Genomic DNA, 18,669 nt, shown 5'->3' on the forward strand with positions numbered 1-18,669 from the left:
AGACCTGACCATGAACGGACCGGCGGCTGCAGCGTTGACAGAATGGCTCGCGGCCGCCGGTTTTTTGTGCCTCGGCGGTTTCAATGCGTCGGATGACATCGTCCTGCCACCGCAGACAAACGGCACACCTGCCCAGTCGCTCCTCCTGATCGGCAGCACCGGCCCCTCCGTCTGGCCGAAACTTTCGACAAGCCCCGAAGCCGCTGATGGCGGCGCTGATCCGCTCGACCGCTACACGCGGCGTGCCCTGACGGAGATCGCGGCTGCCGAAGGCCTGGGTGTTGTTTTTCCGTTTGACGGCCCGCCCTATCACCCGTTCCAGCAATGGGCGAAAAGATGCGGCGGCTTTTCCCAAAGTCCCATGGGTGTTCTCGCGCATCATGAATTCGGCCCCTGGGCGGGCTTTCGGGCCGCCTTTCTTTCCGGTGAGCATTTGAAGTCCGAGCAGGGCACCGGCGCTTCCGGTCCCTGTGAGACCTGCCAGGACAAACCCTGCATCAACGCCTGCCCGGCCGGGGCTCTGTCCGTGGAAACCGGATATGACGTGCCGAAATGCCGGGACCATCTGTCGAAAAGCCGGGATCTCGACTGCTGGTCCGGCTGCCTGGCGCGCCGGGCCTGCCCTTTCGGCGGCGAGCATCGTCAGACGCCAGACATTGCCCGCTATCACATGGAACGCTTCGCTGCGCTCTAGAAGTCCGGTGCGGCAGCGGACATGGAAGCGGTCAATGTCTTTGAGCTTCGTTTCGGCGAGAGGTGAAGCCAGGCCACCTTGTCGGGCTGGAACTGTTCGCGGCCGCTGCGCGTGAACAGGGGCGGGTGATGATCACCGACCAACAGGATTTCCGTGTCCCCAATGCTGTCGCTTAACGCCATGTCCCGCACTAGGTGAGACACATTCAGCCACTGTTCGCTCATGAGACACAATTCGCGATCCTCGAACACCCCGCCATCCTCGCAGGACAAGCGCGCCGGCACCTCTCCCGGCTGAACCGGCTTGTGGGAGTTGAGCGTGAGCCAATATACGAATTTCGGCTCCCCACCGTCTTCTGCAAGATAGGCTTTAACCGCCTCTGCCACATCGCCGTCGCACAGGCCGCGAAAGGTCAGTCCGCAGTGACGACGTGCGTCGCCAGGCGGAAGGCCTGCATTGTTTTCCAGAAAATAGAGCTCCTGAAACCCGATTTTGGGAAACCAGTCCACACGCTCGAAGAACGTTTGGGTAAAGGCGTGAAACGCTGCGGTTCTGTAACCCGCTTCAAGCGCCTGGCCAGGCAGGCAATCAGCGCCCTTTCGATCGCGAAAGTCGCGGTAGTCGGCTTTCAGATTGCAAAGCTCACGCGCCTCGCCGGACGTGGTCGACCCGAAATACCGGGTGGTCCCGCTCTTGATCTCGTACGCCTGTTTCACCTGTTCCGAGAGGAGCGGTTCCCAAACAAGTTCTTGTTTCCTGTCAGACTGGAAGGCACCAAGACCCTCGACCATGACGACCAGGACGTTCGGTTGACGCGGTTGGTCCAGACGGCTGGCCAGTTCCGAGTGTATGCTGGCTGCGTCGTCGACCGGAACAAAGCGTTCTGTAAACTGAGCGGCAAAACCCATTGATTTCTGCGGCGTCAGGTTGATCCACCAGTCGACGGCAACAAAACCCAGCAGCACGATAGCAAAGGGCGCCAACCTGATTTTGTGGCGACACCTGCTCAGCTTGCGAACGGTTTGAAAGGTCATCCAGAAGGAACAGGCCAGGGCCATTCCCACCCCGAGATAGAGCAGCGATTGCATCACGCTCAGATTGCCGGCATAGCGCAGCGAGTCCAGCAACATGGCCAAAGGCATCTGAAAGTACAAGGAGACAAAGATAAGAGCGTCGAATATGAAAACAAAAAGAAGCACGAAAAAGAAAACCCCTCTTCTCAGAAGAAGCCCAGAAACAACGGCTATTGAGAGCAAAACGATTGAAATCGTCCTTACCGGACTAAAGAAGAAATACATAAAGATGTATATTATATTTGAAAACAGCAGGGGAAGAATCGCAAATAATACAGTCTCCTTGGAAATCCAGTTTCTTTGCTTCAATGCACTTGCGAAATCGCGAAAAAGTTGCATACTGGTCACCTAAAATATGAATTTGCAATCACCTCCCCCGATCTAGCAACCAAAAGTTTAGTATTGGTGAATCTCGCGATAAAATTGTATCGCTGATTGCATGATCTCACGCTATCCGCCACCTGAGGAAGCGGGCCGCCATAGCGGCCACGCCCCTGTCAGCAGGATTGGCCGTCACGTTCGTGAGACAAGGTCCTGAAAACACGTGCGGCCGCCATCAGACGGCGACCGGCAGACGTGACAAACATTCATGATGAGAAAACGGGAACAGGTGTCCGGCGCACCGGAGACAGCCCTTTAGCGGTGCGCCCCGTAGGAAGCGGCCAGGGTGCTGTGTTCTGCCGCCGCCTTCGGCGACAGATGCAGCCAGGCAACTTTGCCCGGTTTAAACAGCTTGCGAGCACTGCGGGTGAACAGCGGCGGGTGATGGTCCCCCACCAGCACGATGTCCGTTTCCACCAGATCAGGATCCAGCGCGATGTCCTTCACCAGATGGGAGATCTGCAGCCACTGCTCCGCCATGCGGCAGAGCTCGACATCGTTGAAGACGCCGCCATCGTCACAGCCAAGCCGTGCGGGAACCTCCCCGGGCTGGACCGGCTTGTGCGAATTCAAAGTCAACCAATAAGCGAATTTCCGGTCACCGTCGCCTTTGATCAGGTAATCCTTTACAACGCCCGCGACATCCGTGTCGCAATAGCCGCGGAAGGCGACGCCGCAATGCGGCCAGCTACGGTCTTCGGCAAGACCAACCTTGTTTTCCAGGAAATTGAGGTCCTGAAATCCGATCTTGGGATACCAGTCGAAACGTTCGAAAAACGTTCCGGTGAAGGCATGAAACGCGGCCGTTCTGTAGCCTGCCTTCAGCGCGCGGGCCGGCAGGCAGTCGCTGCTGACCCTGTCCCGAAAATCGCGATAGTCGGCCTTCAGATGACACAGCTCCCGGACCTCGCCTGAAGTCGTGGAGCCAAAGTAGATCGTGCTGCCGCCTTCGACATCGTAACTTGCAGCGACGTCCGCTCCCAGCAGGGGGCCCCAGACAGTGTCGCGCAAGGCCGGGTCGGCGAATGCGCCGAGGCCCTCGACCATGACGATCAGCACATTGCGCGCACCGCTCCGGCTCAGGAAAGAATCGACATCGCTGTGCAGGCTGGCGGCATCGTCGATCGGAACATAGGTTTCCGACATCCGGCTTTTGGCCAGAGCAGCTTCCTGGGGCTCGGCATTTGCCCAATAGTCGACGCCGGCATAGACGGCGAGAACCACAAAAAACGGCAGGATATTGACCGCCGCCTTGTTCCGCTTGGCGTTGCTCACGACCCAGTAAGTCAGCGCAAAAGACACAAGCAGGATACCGATGGCGGCCAGGTAGATCGTTGAATTCTGGATGCTCAGGTTGCCCGCATAGCGAAGGGAATCGAACAGCATCGGCAATGGCATCTGGAAGAAATTCGAGATCAGCACCAACGCATCCACTGTCATCACGGCCAGGAGCAATACAAAAAACAACGCGCGATGCACATAAAGGCCGATCAGGCACACAAAGGACAGCAACAGCACAAAGAGGGTGCGAAACGGACAATAAAACAGGCTCAGGAAAATATAGATCGCATTCGGCACCAGCACCGCCAGAAACGCGAACATCAGCGTGTCCCTGGTAAAGAACCGTCTGTTTTTCAAACCGCTGTAGAGCTTTTCCAGAAACGACATACCAAGAACCCGGCTCAGAACCGTCGGGATCTTCGGTGAAAAGTCTTAAATTACCGTTCGAAGGCCGTTGCAGCGGCCGGGGCGGCTTCAGCTCTCAGGCAGTTTCACGACCCCGTCCTGGTCCGGGCAGGTGGCCAGTGCCGCTGCTGCCGTTCGACCGTCCGCCAGAGGCGCGTCCGGCCAGATTTCAGCCAGCGGGATCAGCACAAAGGCGCGCTCGCCCATGCGCGGATGCGGCACTTCAAGATCGGGTTCCGCAACGGTCTCCATGCCATAGATCAACACGTCGACGTCAATCACCCTCGGGCCCCAGCGAACGTCACGCACCCTGCCAAGCTTGTTTTCGATCTCAAGGCAGCGCTTCAGAAGATCCTGCGGGCTCAAGGTCGTATCGATCACCACGCAAATATTGACAAAATCGTCCTGCGGCACCGGCCCCCATGGAGGCGTCCGGTAGTTGGAAGAACGGGCAACGAGGGTAATGCCGGACGTAGCTTCCAGGCGGCGCACAGCGTCGTCAAGATTGGCGGTTGGATCGCCCAAATTCGAGCCCAGCCCGAGGGCACAACGGGTCGGCGCTGCGGACATGTGGTTTTCGATGGTCATTCAGATCGGGTTCCGTTCCAGGCGTGTCGCCTCCAGCATACGCGCGCAGTCGACATGCGGACGCACGTCGTGAGCCCGGACGATGGCCGCCCCTTTCATCATCGCTGTCAGATGCACGGCCACGGAGCCGAAAAGGCGGTCTTCCACCTCAACATCGAGAACAGCTCCGATCATGCGTTTGCGTGAGGCTCCGGCGAGCAGCGGTAGACCGTGTTTCTTCAGGTCCTCGAGGCGGTTCAGAATGACAAAATTCTGATCGATGGTCTTGCCGAAGCCAAAACCCGGATCGAGGATCTGTTTGTCTTTCGAAATGCCCGCCCGGTCAGCCAGCTGCATTGACACTTCGAAGAACCGGTCGATGTCGGCCAAGATATCGATGGCCGAATCCGCCGCTTCGCGGTTGTGCATCATCACGACGTGAACGCCGGCCTCGGCCACCGTCTCGGCCATGGCCGGATCTTTCTGCAGACCCCAGACGTCGTTGACGATCACGGCACCGGCGGCGCAGGCCCGGCGCGCGATTTCGGCCTTGTATGTGTCGATGGACACGGGCGTTCCCATGGCGATGACCTCGTCCAGGACCGGTTCCAGCCGCGCCCACTCCACGTCCAACGGAACCGGGTCAGAACCGGGCCGCGTACTTTCGCCGCCGACATCCAGAATATCGGCTCCCTCGGCGATCATCTGCCGCGCATGGGCGAGCGCTGTTTCAACAACAACGTTCCTGCCGCCGTCGGAAAAGGAATCCGGCGTCACGTTGAGGACACCCATCACATGCGGGCGCTCACCGGTGCCGTCGATATGCGGCAGGGCATAGGATGTGCGGGTCGGCATCAAGGTGTCCTTCTGTCAACAGATCCCCGGTTTGGCGCGTCGAACACGGCGGGTCAAGGCGCGGAAGCGGCACCGTCATGAAAATTTCGGACAACGGTCTTGGAACGGACATGCCCTTGTCATGGCGCAGCAGCACCTGTTGCAGCTGCCAAGGTCTTGCGCCTGAAGGCCCCAGCCAGGAGTATTTCAGCATGTCTTCCCGTTTTTCTCGCCGCAGTTTTTTGAAGTCGTCGGTGGCAACCGGCGTTGCTCTTGCTTCCCCGCTCGCTATGCCGAGCCTGTCGCGTGCCGCAACGCGGCCCGAAATCACCCATGGCCTGCAGTCGGGTGACGTTGATGCCAATTCCGGCGTGATCTGGGCCCGCACGGATCGCCCGGCCAGGATGCTGGTTGAAGTCGACACGACCGGGTCTTTCGAGACCCCGCGCCGCCTCGCGCCCATCAATGCGCTCCCGGACAGCGATTTCACCGCCAAGCGCCTGCTGGAAGACCTGCCGTCCGACCAGGACATCTTCTACCGTGTCGCCTTCGCCGATCTCAACGACGTCAACGCGGTTTCCGAGCCGATGACCGGCCGCTTCCGCACCGCCCCGGCGTCCCGCCGCAATGTCCGCTTCGCCTGGTCCGGCGACACCGCCGGGCAGGGCTGGGGCATCGACAGCGACCGGGGCGGCATGAAAACCTACGCCACGATGGCCAAACACCAGCCGGACTTCTTCATCCATTCCGGCGACACCGTCTATGCCGATGGCCCGATGAAGGAGACCGTCGACCTGATGGACGGCAGCGTCTGGAAGAACGTCCTGATCGAGGAAAAGACCAAGGTCGCCGAAACGCTGAACGAATTCCGCGGTCAGTGGAAATACAATCTGCTCGACGACAATCTGCGCGCCTTCAACGCCGAAGTGCCGACTTTCTTCCAGTGGGACGACCATGAAGTCGTCAACAACTGGTCGGACGCCAAGGACCTCGTCTCCGACGACCGTTACACGGAAAAGAACGTGCATCTCCTGGCCGCCCGCGCCGGCCGTGCGTTCCATGAATTGACGCCGATCCGCTATACGCCGGCGGAACCCGGCCGCGTTTACCGCAAGATCGCCTATGGTCCGCTGCTGGACGTGTTCTTTCTGGATCTGCGCTCCTATCGCGGCCCGAACGGGGCGTCGATGGAAGATGAGATGACACCAGGCTCCCGCATTCTGGGCGCAGAACAGCTTGCCTGGCTGAAGCGCGAACTCGTGGCGTCCCGGGCAACCTGGAAAGTCATCGCCAGCGACATGCCGCTCGGCCTGATTGTCTGGGACAACTGGAAGGAACAGGCTGGCGCTGAAGCGGTTGCCAATGGCGACCATGGCGCGCCGAAGGGCCGCGAACTGGAATTCGCCGACCTTCTGCGTTTCATCAAGACGGCCGACATCGACAACATCGTCTGGCTGACCGCGGATGTGCATTACACCGCCGCCCATTACTACAATCCGGACAAGGCCCAGTTCCAGGACTTCAAGCCGTTCTGGGAATTCGTCTCAGGCCCGATTCATGCCGGCACCTTCGGTCCGAACGATCTGGACATGACCTTCGGCCCGGAAGTCAGATACGTGAAGGCACCGGCCGAGGGCCAGGGTGTGAACCTGCCGCCCTCCATGGGATTGCAGTTCTTCGGCCTTGTCGACATTGACGGCACCAGCGAACAGCTGACAGTTCGCCTGATGGATCGGGACGACCAGGAACTGCACAAGGTGACACTTGATCCGGTGCGCCGGGGCTGATCACAGAAAATGCAATGGCGGGCCGGGAAGCCGGCCCGTTTGATATCTCCTGCCCAAATCCTCTCCATCGTCATCCTGGACGCAGCAAAGCGGAGATCCGGGATCGGGGAGCTCAGGGCTTCGCCGGGTCCGACGAGCCTTGCGCAGTGCCTCCCCGGTCCCGGCTCGCGCTGCGCTTGGCCGGGATGACGTTGGAGAGGGGTGGCGTTGCGGCTACTCCGCAGCTGCGGTCTGAACAGCCTGGCCCTTGAAAAACTGATTGAGGAAGATCCCGGCGATCGGCATTGCCGGCAGAACGACCGCAAGGCCAAGGACCGGGTCGTGTAGGGCCGCGACGATCAGGCTTGCGACAATGCCGCCACCGAACTGCAGGAACCCGACCAGCGACGAAGCAGCACCGGCAATATGCGGAAACGGTGCCATGGACTCGGTGAAACTGGCGGGCAGGACCAGTGCAAGTCCGAACACGAACAGCGCGACGGGCCCCATAACCGTCACGATGGTCGGTTGCAGGGTCAGTGTCAGCCCGCACATCAGTGCCGAAGCCACCACCCAGAGCGCCATGCCGTAAGGCACAAGCCGACGTGCCTCCACCACCCGCAAAAGCCGTCCAGTCAGAACCGTGCCGGCAATGAAGGACCCGGACTGGATGATCATGGTCAGCCCGAATTCGGACGGCGACAATCCGACCTCATAGATCAATACGAAGGGCAGTACGGTGGCCAGTGCATAGAGATTGCCGAGACCGAAGCCGATCAGCAGGCTGGGTGCCAGAAACCGAGGGTCCTTGAGCAACGTCAGATAGTTCACCGCAAGCTGCTTCGGCTGCAGGTGATGGGTACCCGGATTCGGGTTGGTTTCCACCTGGAAAAAACCGACCGCGGCCATCAGGAGCGCGCCATAGAGGACCATGCACCAAAACACTTCCTGCCAGCCGAACAATTCCAGCACGAACCCGCCGATGGTCGGCGAGACAGCAGGCCCCAACGCCAGCATCATGGCAACGGTGTTCATGATGCGAGCGGACTCCTGACCGGTAAACTGGTCGCGCACGATGGCCCGGGCAACGGCAATACCGACGGCGGCCCCGACACCCTGAAGCGCCCGGGAAAACACCATGAATTCCACTGTCGGCGCAAATGTCGCCAGGACGCTCGAGACGAGATAGAGCGCCAGAAATCCCAGTGTCACAGGTTTGCGGCCAAACGCATCTGTCAGTGGCCCACACACAAGCTGCGTGAGGGCAAAGCCTACGAAATAGGCTGTCAGGGTCAGTTTGACCGCGCTGTCGCTGGTGCCGAATGCCTCGACCAGTGCCGGCATGGCCGGTGTGTAGAGCGCCATCGAAATGGGGCCGATGGCAACAAGCCCGGCCCCAAGCAGAGATGTACGTCTGGCGCTCATGGTCGAGCTGGTGGCTGTCATTTATGGTTCCCTTTGGAATCCTCCTGCAGCAGGCTGTCCTTCATGGTCTGCAGGAGCGCTTCCAGTGTTTTCCGGTCTTTCGGCGCAACATCCTCAAGGGCCTTGGCACGCACCGACTGCAGCGCTGCATTGATCCGTTCCAGCAACGGATCGGCCTTGGGTAACAATTCGATCAGCTTGGCGCGCTTGTCTTTGGGATCCGGACAACGCCGGATCAGGCCGGCCTTTTCCAGGGTGTCCAGATAACCTACCAGGGTCATCGGCTCGACATACATCCGGTCGGCCAGCATGGCCTGCCGTTCCCCCGGATTGCGCCAGACATAAAACAACGTACGCGCTTCGCCAGCGGTCAGACCGGTATCGACCCGTGTCAGTTCCGCGTCCAAACGCCGCCGGAGCAACCGCGCCAGATCCACGACCAGCATGGTGACACCGACATTCGGAGAAGGTAAGCCCATCACCGCCCCTTTTTAGTAAGGTTACCTTACGAAATAGTGAAGCGGGGCGGTACTGTCAATCCGCCGAAATGACACTGCATTGCACAATTCCCCCGCGCCACGTATAAAGGCGCCAAAATCGGCTGGTTTGCCGATCCTGAGCCAATCAACATCCAGACATGTCCGGGTCCAAAAGGGCCCGTTCTGTCTTTTGGAGCCACTCATGAACCTTCGTAATATTGCCATTATCGCGCACGTTGACCATGGCAAAACCACCCTCATTGACGTTCTTTTGAAACAGTCCGGCGCCTTCCGGGACAATCAGCGCACCGAAGAGCGCATGATGGACTCCAACGACATTGAGCGTGAGCGCGGCATTACCATCCTGGCAAAAGTCACGAGCCTGGTCTGGAAAGACACCCGCATCAACATCGTCGACACCCCGGGTCACGCCGATTTCGGCGGCGAGGTCGAACGCATCCTGCACATGGTCGACGGCGTGATCCTGCTTGTCGACGCTGCCGAAGGCCCGATGCCGCAGACCAAATTCGTGCTCGGCAAGGCGCTGAAACTCGGCCTGAAGCCGATCGTGGCCATCAACAAGATCGACAAGCCGGAGCAACGCGCCGACGAAGTGCTCGACGAAGTCTTCGACCTCTTCGCCGCGCTCGATGCCAATGAAGATCAGCTGGACTTCCCGGTGCTTTATGGCTCCGCCAAGCAGGAATGGATGGCGCAGGAGCCGGACGGACCGCAGGACAACATGGACCCGCTGTTCGACATGGTGCTCGACAAGGTTGCCGCGCCGGAGGCCGAGCCGGGCGAATTCAAGATGCTGGCCACCACCATCGAATCCGACCCCTTCCTGGGCCGCATCCTGACCGGCCGCGTTGTCTCCGGCACCGCCCTGCCCAACATGCCGCTGAAGGCTCTGAACCGGAATGGCGATGTGGTTGAAAACGGCCGTGTGTCCAAGATCCTCGCCTTCCGCGGCCTGGAGCGCCAGCCGATCGAATCCGGCGAATCCGGTGACATCGTTGCGATTGCCGGCCTGACCAAGGCAACTGTCGCCGACACGCTCTGTTCGCCGGCCGTCAACGAGCCGCTTCAGGCCCAGCCGATCGATCCGCCGACCCTGTCCATGACCTTCCGCGTCAATGACAGCCCGCTGGCCGGCACCGAGGGCTCCAAGGTCCAGTCCCGCGTCATCCGCGAGCGCCTGATGAAGGAAGCCGAGGGCAACGTTGCCCTGAAGGTGGAAGAAACCGACGAGCCGGACGCCTTTGTCGTCGCCGGCCGCGGCGAATTGCTGCTGGCGATCCTGATCGAAAACATGCGCCGCGAAGGTTTTGAACTTGGCGTCGGCCGTCCGCGCGTCGTCTACCAGTATGACGAGGCCGGCAACCGCCTGGAGCCGGTCGAGGAAGTCATCATCGACGTCGACGAGGAACATTCCGGCGTGGTCGTGCAGAAGCTGCAGGAGCGCAAGGCCGATCTCCTGGAGATGAAACCGTCCGGCGGCGACCGCACCCGGCTGGTGTTCCATGCCCCGACCCGCGGCCTGATCGGCTACCAGGCCGAACTGATGTCCGACACACGCGGCACGGCGATCTTCAACCGTCTGTTCCACGGCTACGAGCCCTACAAGGGCCCGATCCAGGGCCGTCACACCGGCGTGCTCCTGTCCAACGGCACCGGCGAAGCGGTTGCCTATGCCCTCTTCAACCTGGAAGACCGTGGCCCGATGATGATCGAGCCGGGCACCAAGGTCTATCCGGGCATGATCGTGGGTGAGCACACGCGCGGCAACGACCTGGAAGTCAACGTTCTGAAAGGCAAGCAGCTGACCAACATCCGCTCCGCCGGCAAGGACGATGCGGTCAAGCTGACCACGCCGAAGAAGCTGACGCTGGAAGCAGCCCTGTCCTACATCGCCGATGACGAATTGGTGGAAGTGACCCCAAGCTCCATCCGCCTGCGCAAGGCGGAACTGGACCCGCATGCCCGCAAGCGCGCCGAACGCGCGGCCAACAAGGAATCTGCATAAGCCTCAAGGCTTATCTGCAAGAACCAGAAGCCCGGGCTCGCCCCGGGCTTTTTGTTTGCTGTAGGACTTGGCCGTCATTCCGGACGGTCTGCAGCGAAGCTGCGTGGCCAGATCCGGAACCCAGCGTATACTTCGCGCTACAAGCGCGCCTTCTTTAAAACTACAGAAACATGAAGGTTTGTGCTCGCGTTCGCTCGCACTGACACGCTGGATTCCGGATCAGCGTACAGCTTCGCTGCACTTGTCCGGAATGACGGACACAGGTCACGTCTTTTTGCCCGAAGCCGGGACTTTCTTTCCCAACCCATAGCAATCTCCTGCCAAGAACCGCCCGTTGCTTGGATCAATTTGTCAAACCACCCGCCATCTTTGAAACCCCATCCCTGTTGTCGCCGCGTAAACAAACTAAAATTCAGCTCAAGACCGTGACGGGCGAATTGCGTTCTTTTGCAATCGCCCAAGCAGGAAAGCTGACACGATGAAACGCTTCGCTCTCGCCATCGCCATGGCCACCGGCCTTGCCACCACCGCTGCCGCCGATACGTTCGGCCCGCTGGTGGATGCAGACACTCTTTCTGCCGCACTCGACAGCGAGATGCCGATCCTGCTCGATATCCGCAACGCCGGGTATGACGATGGCCACGCGGAAGGCGCGCTCTACGCCCCCTATCGCATGTTCCGCGGCCCGGACAGCAATCCCGGCGCGCTCTTCGACATCGAGAAACTGGAAGCCGAGCTGGAAGAGCTCGGCCTTGAACAGGATCTCCCGATCGTCATCCTGTCGGAAGGCAAGACCGACACCGATTTCGGTTCCGCGGCCCGGGTTTACTGGACATTGAAGTCCACCGGCTTTGAAGATCTGTCGATCCTGAATGGCGGCCTGACCGCCTGGAAGGCCGCGGGCCTGCCGATCAGCACCGCCACGGAATCCGCCTTTCCGAGCGAGCTCGACCTGACCCTGGACACGACCTGGCTGGCAACGACCGCCGATGTGGCGGCCGTGGTTGCAGGCGAGGCAGAAGCCCTGCTTGTGGACGCCCGTCCTTCGGAATTCTTCAGCGGCAAGGAAGCGCATGAAGCCGCCGCCCGTCCGGGCACGCTGCCGGGCGCGATCAACTATGCCTATACCGCTTTCTTCGCGGAGAAGTCCCCGAAGATCTCGACCAACATCGATACTGCGGCACTCAAGGCGTCGCTGAAGCTTGACGCGGGCAAACCGACCGTTTCCTTCTGCAACACCGGCCACTGGGCCGCCAGCCACTGGTTTGCGGTCTCCGAGCTCGCCGGTGTTCCTGACGCCAAGCTTTATGCCGGATCAATGGTCGAATACTCCCAGTCCGGCAACGAAATGGCCAACACGCCGGCGGTGAATTGATCCTGATCTGAGCGGAAATCGAAAAGAAGCCCGGGCATCGTCCCGGGCTTTTTCCGTTTGACCGTCAGACACCGAACCCCATCAAGCTGCGAAAGTTCGTTCGAAACACCATCAGGGGCGAGACTGCGCCTTCTGCCCGGCATCAGTGCGCCTCCCCGCACAAAATGGCGCCGGATCATCCACCGAAACCTGGCTTCGGCCGGTTCCAATATCGTCATTGCATCGCGTCAGAATTGAAACGGATGCGATCAGGCCGACACAGCTGCCAAACAGCAGCCCCATATACATCGGACCAAGGAACCGTCTTACGGACCTGTAAAATCGTCTCAAGTTTCTCATGAACCGCTCACCATGAACTGCGCCGCGCCGACTGAACTGATGTTGGAACTGTCAGTCGGGAGACGGCAGATATTGAGCACCCTGCAAGCAGTTTTTATGCAATCCTCGGAGCATCCAGGTCGGCGCATGGCCCATCGGCTAAACGTCTGACTTGCCTGTGTGCACTGCGATAGGCTTAATTCGGAAAAACCAGACTTGGGAGGCATCGGTGAGCAAGACCAATCGCGGCAATTTTTTCGAGGACTTTGAAGTCGGCCAGGTGATCCGGCATGCCACTCCGCGCACGGTTACCAGCGGCGACCAGGCGCTCTATACCGCGCTTTACGGTTCCCGCTTCGCGGTCCAGTCCTCAGATGCCTTCGCCCGGTCCCTGGGATATGCCCATGCTCCGGTCGACGATCTGCTGACGTTCCACATCGTCTTCGGCAAGACCGTGCCGGACATCTCGCTGAATGCCGTCGCCAATCTGGGCTATGCCGGTGGCCGGTTCCTGGCGCCGGTCTACCCGGGTGACACGATCTCCACGGTGTCGGAAGTCATCGGCAAGAAGGAAAACTCCAACGGCCGCACCGGTGTCGTTTATGTACGCTCCACCGGCTACACGCAAAACGGCACGGAAGTGCTTGATTATGTGCGCTGGGTGATGATCAACAAGCGGGTGATTGCCAATGCACCACCTGAACCGGTGGTGCCCGAACTGCCGGCAGCGCTCGACCCGCAGTCTCTCGGCACCGCCGTGCCGCTGCTCGACGCTGCCAACTGGGACAATGACCTCGCCGGGTCCGACTACCGGTTCGACGATTACGAGATCGGCGAGAAAATCGACCATGTCGACGGCATGACCGTGGAGGAAGCCGAACACCAGATGGCGACCCGGCTCTACCAGAACACGGCCAAGGTCCATTTCAATCATCACACGGAAGCCCATAACCGCTTCGGCCACCGGCTGGTCTATGGCGGACATGTCATTTCCATCGCCCGGGCCCTGTCCTTCAACGGGCTGGGCAATGCCTTCCACATTGCCGGCATCAATGCCGGCCGCCATGTCGCCCCGCTCGCCGCGGGCGATACGGTCTATGCCTGGTCGGAAGTGCTGGACAAGTCCGACATCGAAGGCCGGTCGGATGTCGGCGCCCTGCGCCTGCGCCTGGTCGCGACAAAAGACCGGCCCTGCGACGATTTCCCAGGCATCGACCACGAAGGCAACTACCTGCCGGAAGTCCTGCTCGACTTCGACTATTGGGCCTTGATGCCGAAATAAGGGATGCCGGGCCAGTGGCCCTGGCATGTCCTTGACCGATCTGCTGCAAGACACGCCACTCGGCAGGAGCACCGACCTCACTGCAGGAACTGGTGGCACCCCGGGCGCGCGAAGCAAGACCCGGGGCCCACTCGTTTGCAGAGACTTGGAAAAAGCGCGCTCAAGCCGCCAGTTAAAGCTCTGCGGCCTGGACAAGCGGCCCTGCGAGTAGCCCCCGGATCGGCGCTACGCTTGTCCGGGGTGACACTCCAAGAGATAGCCTTCGGAATTCAGACCTGGAGCACGTCCCGGTTAGATTGGCACACTCTGCCGAGGCTGGTTTGGTTCAAGGTCAAGGACGTTGACGAAGAGCGTGCTGGCCGCACGGTCGAGGCAATTTCCGCAGGCATTGGGCCAAACCGGCCCGGCCCTCCGGGTTTGTGTCTGGCGGACACCTGCTTTGTCGAGACGCTTGCCCATAGCCCCGCTATGGACTTCACGCCCCTCCGCGCAGATCGTCTCGCCAGACCTCAAACAGAGTGAGCCAATCTAACCGGGACGTGCTCTAGTTCGGTTTTGCCGCCGGCACCACTTCGGTGGCGATCGGGCCAACGCCCGCACCTTCATCCGACGTTTTCGGGCCGAACGGCACCCAGCGCTTGAAGAACCCGCCGACGGAGCCGCCGCGCGACTGTTCCGGCGCGACAAATGCGCTTTCAACGGCCGCACCCGGGCGCCGCTGCGGCTCGCTGGCCGTCGCCGTCTGGGTGGCCGGGACATCCGCAGGCGCTGCAGCGGTTGCGGTTTCCGGGGCAGGAGCCGTATCGTCCTCGCCGCCACCGAGTGCTTCGGCAAGGCGGTTGGAGCGTTCTTCCCAGCGCTTCTGTCGTTCTTCGCGGGCGTCGAAGCGCGCGGCCAGCTGCTGGTATTTCGCGTTGTCTTTCTTCTGCTTCGAAGCGACGGCAGATGCAATGCGCGGGCTTACCTGGTAGTCCGGGCACTTGGCACTTGCCCGGAACGGCACGCCGTCGACCAGGGTCGTGGCATCGAAGACATATTTCTTTTCGCAGACGGCAATCTTCGGCGGCACCTTGGCCACCTCGAAATGGTCATAGCCGGTCTTCAGCATTTTCCAGAAGTCCAAATGCTCGCTGTCCCGGTGACGGGCCATGTTCTCCGGCGTCATCTTGAACGGGAAGGCCTGGACCTGGAACGAGCGTTGACCGCCCTTGAAGCTGTCGCGTGCCAGCGCGTAGATGTCCTGAACCTGCTCGTCGGTCATGGCATAACAGCCACGCGAGGAACACGCGCCATGGACCATCAGATGTGATCCGGTGCGGCCATGCGACCGGTCATACCTGTTCGGATAGCCGAGGTTGAACGCCAGGTGATAGCTGGAATTCGGGTTCATCAGCGCAGGGGTGATCTCGTAGAATCCCTCCGGCGCCTGACGGTCGCCTTCCTTGAATTTCGGACCCAGCTTGCCGGACCATTTGCAGATCTCGAAATCTTCCAGCAGTTTGAATTTGCCGCTCCGGTCCTGCTTCCAGACTTCCAGCTGCGATTCTTCCTTGAAGATCCGGATCATGATCGGCGATGTCGCGCTCATGTTCATGTCGGACATCTTGCGCTTGAGCGAAGCGCTCACGGGAAGCTTGGCCTTGTTCGGTCCGGCGACGAATTCGTCACCCTGGCAACCTGCCAGCACGCCGGCCATGATAATGGCGGCCCCCAGCTTGGCGACATGGCGTCCGCGCCGGCTCTGCAAAGCCTTTTTCAGACCTGATGGCGTATTCAAAAGGCGCCCAAAGACCATTGTACTATCCCGAACTGATCGAAAACCGGTGCGCTGCCGAACCGAACCGGACAGCCAAATCCCGTTTTCTGCGTCTTCGCCCCCGCGCAAAGGCTAGGCAAGGATGGTTGACGATAAGTTACTGAAGCCGGAATGCTCCTGCGACCCACAATCCAGTGATAAGAACAAAAAAGTCCGCCCCGGACCGCCTGATCGTCCCATCTTGGCCTGAATGACGGCAAAATCTGGCCACACAATGGCAAAAGGGCCGCCATACGGGCAGCCCTTCGACCGAATTTCCGGCGAAATCGGGATTTTTTCGGATATCAGCTCCCTGGCATCAGCTCAGGGTGCGGCCGATGGAGATGAACTTCTCGCGGCGCTGCTTGCGGATTTCATCCGGCGTCAGGCCCGACAGCTCGGACAGCGCCTTCTCGATTTCCTTGCCCGCATTGTCGATCACGATTTCGCGGGCCCGGTGCGCACCGCCGATCGGCTCATCAACAATACCGTCGATCACACCAAGCTGTTTCAGGTCCTGGGCCGTGATCTTCAGCGCGGTCGCCGCATCCTGCGCCTTGGCGCTGTCGCGCCACAGGATCGAGGCGGCGCCTTCCGGCGAGATGACGGAATAGATGGCATGCTCCATCATCAGAACCTTGTTGGCGGTCGCGATGGCAATCGCACCGCCGGAACCGCCCTCGCCGATCACGACGGAAACGGAGGGCACCCCAAGGCCAAGACCTGCATCGGTTGACCGGGCGATGGCCTCGGACTGCCCGCGCTCTTCTGCACCGCGGCCCGGATAGGCCCCCGAGGTATCGACAAAGCTGATCAGCGGCAGGCCGAAGCGTTCCGCCATTTCCATGATCCGCACCGCCTTGCGGTAGCCTTCCGGCCGGACCATGCCGAAATTGTGTTTCAGGCGGGTTTCCGTGTCGTGGCCCTTTTCCTGGGCAAGCACGGCGACCGACTGACCGCGGAAACGGCCGATACCTGCGATCAGGGCATGGTCTTCGGCAAATTTGCGATCACCGGCCAGCGGCGTGAAATCCTCGATCAGACCGGAAATATAGGCAACGGCATGCGGACGGTCCGGATGGCGGGCCACCAGGGTCTTCTGCCAGGGCGTCAGCTTGGTATAGAGGTCCTGCAGGGTCTGCGAGGATTTTGCCTTCAGCCGGTCGATTTCGCTGTCCACATTAACGGCTTCTCCGTCTTCCGCGGCCAGTGCCCGCAGTTCCTGGATCTTGCCTTCAATATCCGCGACGGGCTTTTCGAAGTCCAAATAGCTGTGCATGTACTCGCTTACCTGAAACAAACCGGATCCGGCCCGCCTGGGCCGGTCATCCGGAGAATTCTATCCTGAAGGCATCAGTTTGCCTGGATGCATACTTGGAGGGCTGTAACAAGAGACGCAAGGGGGTGCAAGCCTTCGCGTGCGCCTCGGCTGCCGGAACCGGCCGGAAATTCGGATTGCAGGGCGTTTTGGAGAGGTCTGGACGTCAGTCTGCCGACGCCCTGTCGCTTCCCGCTCCGCGGATGTTCAGCTTGGAGGCCTCCACCACCAGCCGGCCATTCTTGGTGTCGATCGAGATCCGGTAGGGGATCAGGACATTGTCCCGGCCCATCGGCGCGATCCAGACTTCCATGTTGGCCCGCGCCATGTATTTGACCGATTCCTTGGAAGGACGGTGACCGGCGACCGGAACCCACTGCGCCTTGCAGACGACAACCGGACCGTCATAGCCGTGCCCGGAAACTTCCTTGGTTCCCTGGTAGCTCAACTTGATGTCAAACCGCGTCCAGCCATCGAAAACGGGCAATTTGCGCGAACAGGCCTTGGGTCCGAGACTGTCTCTCGCCCGGCCTACAGGCATCAGCGCCGCGCTGAGCGGATCGATCGCGTTGCGCCGGTGGCGATTGGTGACCTTGATGCGTTCCTTGTTGGGCTTGAACTTCGGAGCCACTTCCATGGAGCGGATATTGCCCGAGCCCTGGTTCAGATTGACGTAGAAATCGAGATTGGCAGCATGCGAGGCCATCCGGTATTTCGACGGCACGACCCGCGACCCGACCAGCCAGCCAGACGCCTCGGCGCCGCCCTTGCCGGTTGAAAACAGCGTTCCGATCCCGGCAGGCTCAAGGCTGACCTTGGCGGAATAGGCATTGCCCTGCATGACCAGAGACAGGGTTCCCCGCCCGACCTTGAAGCCGGCGATGGAAATACTGTACAAGCCGCCGACGCTGCTTTTCTTGGCTTCAGCTGGCGTGACCAGCATGGCCCCGGCAAGCATTGGCAGGGCGATCAGCCGCCCGAGAGACGTCAAACCAAACACTTCAAAACCTCCGGACTGCCAAAAAGGCAGCGAATTGCGCCCCCGCGCTCACAGTGTCCGTGGCGCAAACCTTATCATGAATCCCTGCCTCCGAACGACATCAATCATTCTAAATTATGGTAACCCACTGGTTAACGATCGTCAGTTCTGCGAATTAAAACACAGAATCGCGCCAAAGCGTCGGAGATGTCTTGACGTTGGCGCGCGCTGCCATTATAGCGGGGCAACTTTTTCCGAGAAATGCCGGAGACGATGTCGCCGGGCCTCAGGTCCGCGCCGGTTCCGGTTTGGACTTGCTGGGTTCCATGTAACGGCCCAGCCACGAAAACAAAAGGTGATATCATGGCACGCCGTTGCGAACTCTCCGGCAAAGATGTGATGACGGGCAACAACGTCTCTCACGCTAACAACAAGTCCCGCCGCCGGTTCCTGCCGAACCTGTGCAACGTGTCGCTGATCAGCGACACGCTGGGCGAAACCTTCAAGCTGAAAGTCAGCGCCCATGCGCTGCGCTCCGTCGAGCACCGCGGTGGCCTGGACGCCTACCTGATGAAAGCCAGCGACGCTCAGCTGTCCGACGCTGCCCGCAAGATCAAGGTCAGCATCAAGCGCAAGCAGGCGGAAGCCGCTGCCGCTTAACCCTCAAAGGG

General features: G+C 60.4%; 15 protein-coding genes. 6 read left to right on the forward strand and 9 right to left on the reverse strand.

Features of this window, described 5'->3' with window-relative positions:
* The first annotated feature begins 10 nt into the window (after positions 1-10).
* Positions 11-694 (forward strand): hypothetical protein, encoded by a 684-nt coding sequence (locus CHH27_RS17855; protein ID WP_094072785.1) that lies wholly within the window; start codon positions 11-13, stop codon positions 692-694.
* Here CHH27_RS17855 and CHH27_RS17860 read toward each other — a convergent pair.
* The 4 genes from CHH27_RS17860 to folP all read right to left on the reverse strand — a co-directional run bounded on the left by CHH27_RS17860 (position 691) and on the right by folP (position 5,256).
* Positions 691-2,106 carry a sulfatase-like hydrolase/transferase gene (locus CHH27_RS17860; protein ID WP_157738977.1) on the reverse strand — a complete coding sequence of 472 codons (1,416 nt, stop codon included), beginning with the start codon at positions 2,104-2,106 and terminating at the stop codon, positions 691-693. The two genes, CHH27_RS17855 and CHH27_RS17860, sit on opposite strands and share 4 nt — an antisense overlap.
* Positions 2,107-2,403: 297 nt before the next feature.
* The gene (locus CHH27_RS17865; protein WP_094072787.1) at positions 2,404-3,816 is read right to left on the reverse strand and encodes a sulfatase-like hydrolase/transferase; all 1,413 of its coding nucleotides are present in this window, start codon (positions 3,814-3,816) and stop codon (positions 2,404-2,406) included.
* An 87-nt stretch (positions 3,817-3,903) separates the two neighbouring features.
* Positions 3,904-4,422 carry a 2-amino-4-hydroxy-6-hydroxymethyldihydropteridine diphosphokinase gene (folK, locus tag CHH27_RS17870; protein WP_247646126.1) on the reverse strand — a complete coding sequence of 173 codons (519 nt, stop codon included), beginning with the start codon at positions 4,420-4,422 and terminating at the stop codon, positions 3,904-3,906.
* Positions 4,423-5,256, reverse strand: coding sequence for a dihydropteroate synthase (gene folP, locus CHH27_RS17875; protein ID WP_198338245.1), 834 nt, complete (start codon positions 5,254-5,256; stop codon positions 4,423-4,425).
* Between the two features lie 191 nt (positions 5,257-5,447).
* Here folP and CHH27_RS17880 point away from each other — a divergent pair, with 191 nt between their 5' ends.
* Positions 5,448-7,022: an alkaline phosphatase gene (locus CHH27_RS17880; protein ID WP_094072788.1), complete on the forward strand. Its 1,575-nt coding sequence runs from the start codon at positions 5,448-5,450 to the stop codon at positions 7,020-7,022.
* Between the two features lie 213 nt (positions 7,023-7,235).
* Here the strand turns inward: CHH27_RS17880 and CHH27_RS17885 are convergent, their stop codons facing one another.
* Both CHH27_RS17885 and CHH27_RS17890 read right to left on the reverse strand, forming a co-directional pair.
* Positions 7,236-8,447, reverse strand: a complete 1,212-nt coding sequence (locus CHH27_RS17885) for a multidrug effflux MFS transporter (protein WP_094072789.1) — start codon at positions 8,445-8,447, stop codon at positions 7,236-7,238.
* Complete coding sequence (locus CHH27_RS17890; RefSeq protein ID WP_094072790.1) at positions 8,444-8,905, reverse strand: MarR family winged helix-turn-helix transcriptional regulator; 462 nt, start codon at positions 8,903-8,905, stop codon at positions 8,444-8,446. Before CHH27_RS17890 ends, CHH27_RS17885 begins: the two co-directional genes overlap by 4 nt.
* Before the next feature lie 202 nt (positions 8,906-9,107).
* Here CHH27_RS17890 and typA point away from each other — a divergent pair, with 202 nt between their 5' ends.
* The 3 genes from typA (at position 9,108) to CHH27_RS17905 (ending at position 13,906) form a co-directional block, all read left to right on the forward strand.
* Positions 9,108-10,931 (forward strand): translational GTPase TypA, encoded by a 1,824-nt coding sequence (gene typA / locus CHH27_RS17895; protein ID WP_094072791.1) that lies wholly within the window; start codon positions 9,108-9,110, stop codon positions 10,929-10,931.
* Positions 10,932-11,409: 478 nt separating this feature from the next.
* A complete protein-coding gene (locus tag CHH27_RS17900) occupies positions 11,410-12,306 on the forward strand; it encodes a sulfurtransferase (protein WP_094072792.1) in 897 nt (298 codons plus the stop codon).
* 547 nt (positions 12,307-12,853) lie between these two features.
* A complete protein-coding gene (locus CHH27_RS17905; RefSeq protein WP_094072793.1) occupies positions 12,854-13,906 on the forward strand; it encodes a MaoC family dehydratase in 1,053 nt (350 codons plus the stop codon).
* Between the two features lie 544 nt (positions 13,907-14,450).
* On the opposite strand, the gene CHH27_RS17915 is transcribed toward CHH27_RS17905, so the two are convergent.
* The 3 genes from CHH27_RS17915 to CHH27_RS17925 form a co-directional block, all read right to left on the reverse strand.
* On the reverse strand, positions 14,451-15,701 hold the full coding sequence (locus CHH27_RS17915) for a murein L,D-transpeptidase family protein (protein WP_208988274.1): 1,251 nt from the start codon (positions 15,699-15,701) through the stop codon (positions 14,451-14,453).
* Between the two features lie 319 nt (positions 15,702-16,020).
* On the reverse strand, positions 16,021-16,980 hold the full coding sequence (locus CHH27_RS17920; protein WP_094072795.1) for an acetyl-CoA carboxylase carboxyltransferase subunit alpha: 960 nt from the start codon (positions 16,978-16,980) through the stop codon (positions 16,021-16,023).
* Between the two features lie 205 nt (positions 16,981-17,185).
* On the reverse strand, positions 17,186-18,019 hold the full coding sequence (locus CHH27_RS17925) for a DUF3108 domain-containing protein (protein WP_208988275.1): 834 nt from the start codon (positions 18,017-18,019) through the stop codon (positions 17,186-17,188).
* A gap of 342 nt (positions 18,020-18,361) precedes the next feature.
* Here CHH27_RS17925 and rpmB point away from each other — a divergent pair, with 342 nt between their 5' ends.
* Entirely contained in the window at positions 18,362-18,658 is a 297-nt protein-coding gene (gene rpmB, locus CHH27_RS17930) for a 50S ribosomal protein L28 (protein ID WP_094074841.1), read from the forward strand.
* Positions 18,659-18,669: the final 11 nt, after the last annotated feature.

Source organism: Labrenzia sp. VG12 (assembly GCF_002237595.1).
In the GTDB taxonomy this organism is placed as follows: Bacteria; Pseudomonadota; Alphaproteobacteria; order Rhizobiales; family Stappiaceae; genus Roseibium.